This is a genomic window from Bradyrhizobium sp. BR 1433, from assembly GCF_051547665.1.
Lineage (GTDB): Bacteria > Pseudomonadota > Alphaproteobacteria > Rhizobiales > Xanthobacteraceae > Bradyrhizobium > Bradyrhizobium australafricanum.
This window is the reverse complement of record NZ_JBPUGG010000001.1, coordinates 8,648,004-8,654,120: the sequence shown is the minus strand read 5'-3', so window position 1 is coordinate 8,654,120 and position 6,117 is coordinate 8,648,004. Positions and strand designations below refer to the sequence as shown.

Genomic DNA, 6,117 nt, shown 5'->3' with positions numbered 1-6,117 from the left:
CGAACCGAAGAACAGGCACAGCTCAATCGCTAAGGTTAAGCATAGTTCTGCATGAGCCGGGCTGCAGCACCGAGGATGCCGGCCGGCAGGCCCGCCTCGATCATCAGCTCGGCGAGCATCATCGGCACGCCGGGATCGCGCTCCGACGGCTTGAGGATGAAGGCGTTGCCGCAGGCGATCGCCGGCGCGAACTTCCACATCGGGATCATCGCCGGGAAGTTGAACGGCGTAATGCCGGCGACCACGCCGAGCGGTTGGCGCATCGAATAGATGTCGATGCCGGGGCCGGCGCCCTCGGTGTACTCGCCCTTCATCAGATGCGGGATGCCGCAGGCAAACTCGGCGACCTCGAGGCCGCGCTGGATGTCGCCCTTGGCGTCGGGAACGGTCTTGCCGTGCTCGCGCGCCAGCAATTCGGCGAGCTTGATCGTAGTCGCGCTGCACCAGCTCGAGGAACCGCATCATGACGCGGGCGCGGCGCTGCGGGTTGGTGGCGGCCCATCCCGGCTGCGCGGCCTTGGCGTTCTCGACCGCAGCGCGGAGCTCGGCCTTGGAGGCCAGCGCCACCTTGGCCTGGACCTCGCCGGTCATCGGCTCGAAGACGTCAGCCGTGCGGCCCGACGTGCCCTTGACCTCCTTGCCACCGATGAAATGTCCGATTGAGCGCATGGAAAAACCTCCCTGAAGCACCTGAATCGCCGCTCCTCGCGGCGGGATCGCTTTACAAACCCTATTGACCCTGCATTTTATGGGATTCAAGTCCGATAAATTGCACCATAGATGTGCGGAAATGCTGGATCAAGGCGGCGGCACAATCGACTGGGACGACTTCCGTTTCGTGCTTGCCATCGTGCGCGGCGGGTCGGTTTCGGCTGCCGCCAAGCAGCTCGGCGTCGATCATGCCACAGTGATCCGCCGTGTCGACCGGCTGGAGCGCCACCTCTCCGCAAAACTGTTTGATCGGCGCAAGACCGGCTATCTGCTGACCGAGGCCGGCCAGCGCGTCGCCGACAGCGCGGAGGCGATGGAATCCACCATCGTCGCCAACCAGGAGGCGGTCGGCGGCTCGCGCGCCCACCTCACCGGCACGGTGCGGATCGGCGCGCCCGACGGCTTCGGCAGCCACTTTTTGGCCTCGCGGCTGGTCAAGTTCACCGAGCGGTATCCCGATCTCGATCTGCAGCTCGTCGCCACCGCGCGGCTGTTCTCGCTCTCCAAGCGCGAGGCCGACATCGCGATCAGCCTGACCATGCCGAAGGAAGGCCGCATCGTCGGCCGCAAGCTCCTGGACTACACGCTCGGGCTTTATGCCGCACCCGCCTATCTCGCCCAGGCGCCGGCAATTGTTGCGCGCGCCGACCTGCCGCGGCACCGCTTCGTCGGCTACATCGAGGAGCTCCTGTTCACGCCGGAGCTCGACTATCTGCCGCAGGTCTCGCCGAAGATCTCGGCGAAATTCCGCAGCGCCAATCTGATCGCGCAGCTCAACGCCACCATCGCCGGCTTCGGCATCGCCGTGCTGCCGCACTTCATGGCAACGGCCCACCCCGAGTTGCAGCCGGTGCTGCCGGACGAGGTGCGGATCTCCCGCACCTTCTGGCTGCTGATGCACGCCGACAGCAAGGACCTCGCCCGCATCCGCGCGGTGGCGGACTACATCTACGAGACCGTGGAAGCCGAGCGCGCGCTGTTCAGCGGGGTGTAGCGCTCACCGACATCGTCAGACGGACCGGATGCCGCGCGGGTCGGTATCCCGGTTCGAGGCGACGTAGTCGACCTCGCCACGCGAGATCCCGATGTCCATGAGCTCCCGGTCACTCAGGCTGCCGAGATCGGCACGCAGCCGCTCCCATTTGCGCCATTCCTGAATTGCATCCCAAAAGCCCTTGAAGGCGCTCGCGATCCGCGGCGTCGATGCGGTCGCCTGGGCTGAACGCGCTGGATGGTAGGTCGTGCTCATTGCTGCACCTCCGGGATACGTCCTTTCCCACCGGACAAGATGCCCGCGGCATGCGCTTGCGCGCTTAACAGGCGGCTTACAATTTCCTCATCGGCGGCTTATTCTTGGCACACCAAGCGGTGCCAAGGCGCCTCAGCGATCGTTCCGAGGCACACCCAAGGGATTCGCAGCTTGCGCTATCTCTTCGAGGAGTACGCACTCGACACGGACCGGCGCGAGTTGCATCGCGGGACGGACATGGTCTCCGTCGCGCCGCAGGTATTCGACCTGCTCGACTTCCTGATCCGCAACAGGGAGCGCGTCGTCAGCAGAGACGACGTCATCGACGCCATCTGGAATGGGCGCAGCGTGTCCGATGCAGCCTTGACCACTCGGTTAAACGCTGCCCGGAGCGCAATCGGCGACTCCGGTGAGGAGCAGCGCCTCATCAAGACACTGCCACGCAAAGGTTTCCGGTTCATCGGTGCGGTCCGGGAAGAGCGGACGACGAGCAGAGTGCTGCAAGGGGCGCCGAGCCGATAGAGACAGCGGCAGCCTCCCCTCAAGCTCCCCGACAAGCCCTCGATTGCCGTGCTGCCCTTCCAGAACCTTAGCGCCGACCCGGAGCAGGAGTATTTCGCCGACGGCGTCGCAGAAGACATCACGATGGCCCTGTCGCGGTTTCATTGGCTGTTTGTGATCGCGCGCGATTCGAGCTTCACCTACAAGGGCCGGCCCATCGACATCAAGCAGGTCGGCCAGAACTCGCGGTGCGCTATGTGCTCGAAGGGAGCGTGCGCAGAGACCGGAAACCGCATTCGTATCGCCAGTCAGCTTATCGATGCTGAAACCGGCGCGCATCTCTGGGCCGACCGCTTTGACGGCGCGCTCGAAGATATCTTCGATCTACAGGACCAGGTGACGTCTACCGTGGTAGGCGCAATCGCACCCATGCTGCAGCGCGAGGAAATCAAGCGAGCCACGCGCAAGCCAACCGAAAATCTGGACGCATACGACTATTACCTGCGCGGCTTGGCGACCGCTCGCCGGTGGACGAAGGATGCAAACAGCGAAGCGCTCCAGCTCTTCTACAAGGCGATCCAGCTCAATTCCGGTCTGGCGTGCGCCTACGGCATGGCCGGATGGTGCTACATCCAGCGCAGAGCGCGACGCTGGATGACCGATCGTGCGCAGGAAACTGCCGAAGCTACGCGGCTCGGATGGAAGGCCGTGCATCTGGGAGCAGATGACCCGGCTGCGATGTGCATGGGTGCATATGTACTCGCCTTCATAGCCCACAAATTCGATGATGCTATTGCGTTCGTGGATCGCGGACTGGCGATCAATCCGAACTTGGCAATGGCTTGGAATCTCGGTGCTTGGGTCAGAGCCTTCAGAGGCGAGCCCGAACTCGCGCTTGACTACGCTGCGCGTGCGATGCGCCTGAGCCCGCTCGATCCGTCGATGTACGCCAGCCACGGAGCCGTATCGTATGCGCATTTTCTCTCGGGCCACTACGATATGGCATCGTCATGGGCCGAAAAGACATTGCGCGAACGATCCGGATTTCCTGCTGGCCATCTGCATGTTCGCCGCCAGCAATGCGCTCACCGGACGCCTCGAGCCGGCTCAAAAGGCCATCGCACGTGTCCGCGAACGCGCTGCCCAATTTGTGCATCTCCAATCTGGAAGAGCTGGCGCCATTTCGTCGAGCGAAGGATCTTGCGCGCTTCATCAGAAGGTCTCCGCGAAGCAGGGCTTCCGGACTGATCGCCGGTTCGCGGCCTACGGACCGTGGAATCTGAGCGCGCTGTTCAGCGGGCAATAATTTCGCCCTCGTCCCGGCGAAGGACGGGACGACGGCGAGAAGCAGACCGTCTAGATTTCCTCGTCTTCTTCGCCGGTGCCTTGGCCGCGGCGGCGCGCCCCAGCACCGCCTCGCGGCCCGCGCTCAGGATCGTCGTCGGACATTTCGCCGCTGCCGGCGATGCGCGACATTACTATGGTGCCCATCATGGTCGCCAGCGTCGCCATCGCCTGCTTGCGGGCGGTCTTGCGCGGCACGTCGATGATCTGGTCGGCCACCATGTCGATCATCTGGTCGAGCTTGAGGGCAAACGCCTTGCGGGTCTTCGGGCTCTCGCGGGCGATCTCGGCGCCGAGCGCCGGGATCGCGCAGCCCTGGCCGGGATCGTCGCGGTGCACCGCCGAAAGATAGCCGTCGATGATGGTCGAAAGTCGCTTCTCCGGCGGCGTGTCCGCGGCGACCTTGCGCCACGCTCGATGGCGCGGTCCATCGCGTAGCTGAAGGCCTCGATCACCAGCGCCTCGCGCAAAGTCGAAATGCGCCGTAGAAGCCGCCATGGGTCAGGCCGGCGTCCTTCATCAGGTCGGCGACGCCGATGCCGTGGGCGCCCCGCTCGCGCAGCCGCGTCGCGGCCTTCTTGACGATCCGCGCGTGGGTCTCCTGCTTGTGTTCTTTCGAATAGCGCATGCCGGTCTCATGGAATGTTTCTAATCATATAATAGCAGATTTGCGGCCGGAATGCTGCAGTTATTTCGCCTTGCCGGCCATTTTGGGTTCCCCGCCGAGCATCGAAAACGTCGCGGTCGCGTGCACCGCAAGATTGCCCCTGCCGTCGCGGACGAAACCCTCGGTGTAGCTGCTCTGGCGGCCGAGCTTGATCACCTTGCCTTCGGCGCTGATGGTGCCCTGAACGTGCCGACAGCGGCCGCAGATAGGTCAGCTTGAGGTCGAGCGTCACCGAGGTCTGCCCGCCGGCAGCATGGTCGAGATCGCGCAGCCCATCGCGGTATCGAGCAGCGCCGCGGCGGTGGCGCCATGCAGCAGGCCGATGGTGTTTTCCAGGCTCTCATGCGGCTCGAGTTCCATCACGATGCGGCCTTCGTCGACCACCGCCATGCGGAAGCCGATCAGTTTGGCCATCGGGGGCGGCGGCAACCGGCCGTCGCGGATCGCGCGCATCGCCTCGATCCCGGACATCGGCAGCGCCGCCTTCGCCACCGGTCCGGGCGCCTGCCATTCCACCACGCGGGTGCGCAGCAGATCGGGCGAATGAAGATCGATGCTTTCGGCGGCGGTCATGACGGCTCCATTTATATGATGAATATAATTCTATAGATCCGCATCCCTCGGCGCAACCGCCGCACCCGGTCCCTTGACAGAGCCATGCTTTGTCCGGGACATGGCCCAAGTCATTCCGTGACGACGCAAGCGTCGAACCCGGAATCTTGAGATTCCGGGTCTGGTGCTTGCGCACCATCCCGAAATGACTTGTCGATCAATTCCTGCGCCGGGACTTTTTCCATGGACATGCTCAATCCCCACTGCGGCATCGCCCGCGACGACAGAGGCGTCGTCCGCCTCACCATCTGCAACGCCGGCAAGCTGAACATCGTGAGCTCCGCCGTCACCAACGGCGTGCGCGAGGGTTTTGAGCATCTGGCCGCCGATCCGACCATCCGCGCGGTGATCCTGGCCGGCGAAAGCGAGCGCAGCATGATCGGCGGCGCCGACATCAAGGAAATGGCGAGGCTCGACCAGACATCCGCCGAAGCATTCATCAGCCGGCTGCGCGACCTCTGCGAGGCCGTGCGCAAATTCCCGGCGCCGGTGATCGCCCGCCTGCCCGGCTGGTGCCTCGGCGGCGGCCTCGAGGTCGCGGCCGCCTGCGACGTCCGCGTCGCCGCGCATGACGCGATGTTCGGCATGCCCGAGGTGCGCGTCGGCATCCCCTCGGTGATCCACGCCGCACTGCTGCCGCGCTTGATCGGCTGGGGCCGCGCCCGCTGGCTGATGATGACCGCGGAGAACATCGACGCCAAAACTGCGCTCGCCTGGGGCCTGGTCGACACCGTGGCAAATCCCGGCGGCCTCGACGAAGCCGTCGAGCACACCGTCAACGCACTGCTGGAGTGCGGCCTCGAGGCGCTGCGGATCCAGAAGGACCTGTTGCGGCAATGGGAAGAGCTGCCGTTGACCGAGTCGGTGAACCTCAGCGTCGGCGTGTTCGGAAAGTCGTTCCAGACCGGCGAGCCGCAGCGCCTGCTGCAGGGGTTTTTGGATCGGAAGCGGTAGCGGTTCAGCACCTGTGGCCCGTATGAGCGCCGCGACATGTCATCTGTAGCCCGCATGAGCGAAGCGACATGCGGGGGCC

Annotated in this window: 3 protein-coding genes and 4 pseudogenes; 3 read left to right on the top strand and 4 right to left on the bottom strand. The window is 64.5% G+C overall.

Features of this window, described 5'->3' with window-relative positions; genetic code table 11:
* Positions 1-74: 74 nt before the first annotated feature.
* Positions 75-669 (bottom strand): annotated as a pseudogene (locus tag ACSKB9_RS41435) (aldehyde dehydrogenase family protein); the annotation flags it as partial.
* A gap of 121 nt (positions 670-790) precedes the next feature.
* Here ACSKB9_RS41435 and ACSKB9_RS41430 point away from each other — a divergent pair.
* Entirely contained in the window at positions 791-1,705 is a 915-nt protein-coding gene (locus tag ACSKB9_RS41430) for a LysR family transcriptional regulator (RefSeq protein WP_225641331.1), read from the top strand.
* Between the two features lie 15 nt (positions 1,706-1,720).
* Here the strand turns inward: ACSKB9_RS41430 and ACSKB9_RS41425 are convergent, their stop codons facing one another.
* The gene (locus tag ACSKB9_RS41425) at positions 1,721-1,960 is read right to left on the bottom strand and encodes a DUF1127 domain-containing protein (RefSeq protein ID WP_438079987.1); all 240 of its coding nucleotides are present in this window, start codon (positions 1,958-1,960) and stop codon (positions 1,721-1,723) included.
* A 171-nt stretch (positions 1,961-2,131) separates the two neighbouring features.
* On the opposite strand from ACSKB9_RS41425, the pseudogene ACSKB9_RS41420 reads away from it, so the two are divergent.
* Positions 2,132-3,709: pseudogene (locus ACSKB9_RS41420) on the top strand (winged helix-turn-helix domain-containing tetratricopeptide repeat protein).
* Positions 3,710-3,753: 44 nt separating this feature from the next.
* On the opposite strand, the pseudogene ACSKB9_RS41415 reads toward ACSKB9_RS41420, so the two are convergent.
* Together ACSKB9_RS41415 and ACSKB9_RS41410 are read right to left on the bottom strand one after the other, a co-directional pair.
* Positions 3,754-4,433 (bottom strand): annotated as a pseudogene (locus ACSKB9_RS41415) (TetR/AcrR family transcriptional regulator).
* A gap of 60 nt (positions 4,434-4,493) precedes the next feature.
* Positions 4,494-5,045, bottom strand: a pseudogene (locus ACSKB9_RS41410) (PaaI family thioesterase).
* Positions 5,046-5,267: 222 nt separating this feature from the next.
* On the opposite strand from ACSKB9_RS41410, the gene ACSKB9_RS41405 reads away from it, so the two are divergent.
* Positions 5,268-6,038, top strand: coding sequence for an enoyl-CoA hydratase (locus ACSKB9_RS41405; protein WP_438079985.1), 771 nt, complete (start codon positions 5,268-5,270; stop codon positions 6,036-6,038).
* Positions 6,039-6,117 lie beyond the last annotated feature (79 nt).

Bases quoted from the DNA above. Each gene is read 5' to 3' on its own strand.
- ACSKB9_RS41430 (WP_225641331.1), top strand. From the start codon at position 791: ATGCTGGATCAAGGCGGCGGCACAATCGACTGGGACGACTTCCGTTTC.
- ACSKB9_RS41425 (WP_438079987.1), bottom strand. From the start codon at position 1,960: ATGAGCACGACCTACCATCCAGCGCGTTCAGCCCAGGCGACCGCATCG.
- ACSKB9_RS41405 (WP_438079985.1), top strand. From the start codon at position 5,268: ATGGACATGCTCAATCCCCACTGCGGCATCGCCCGCGACGACAGAGGC.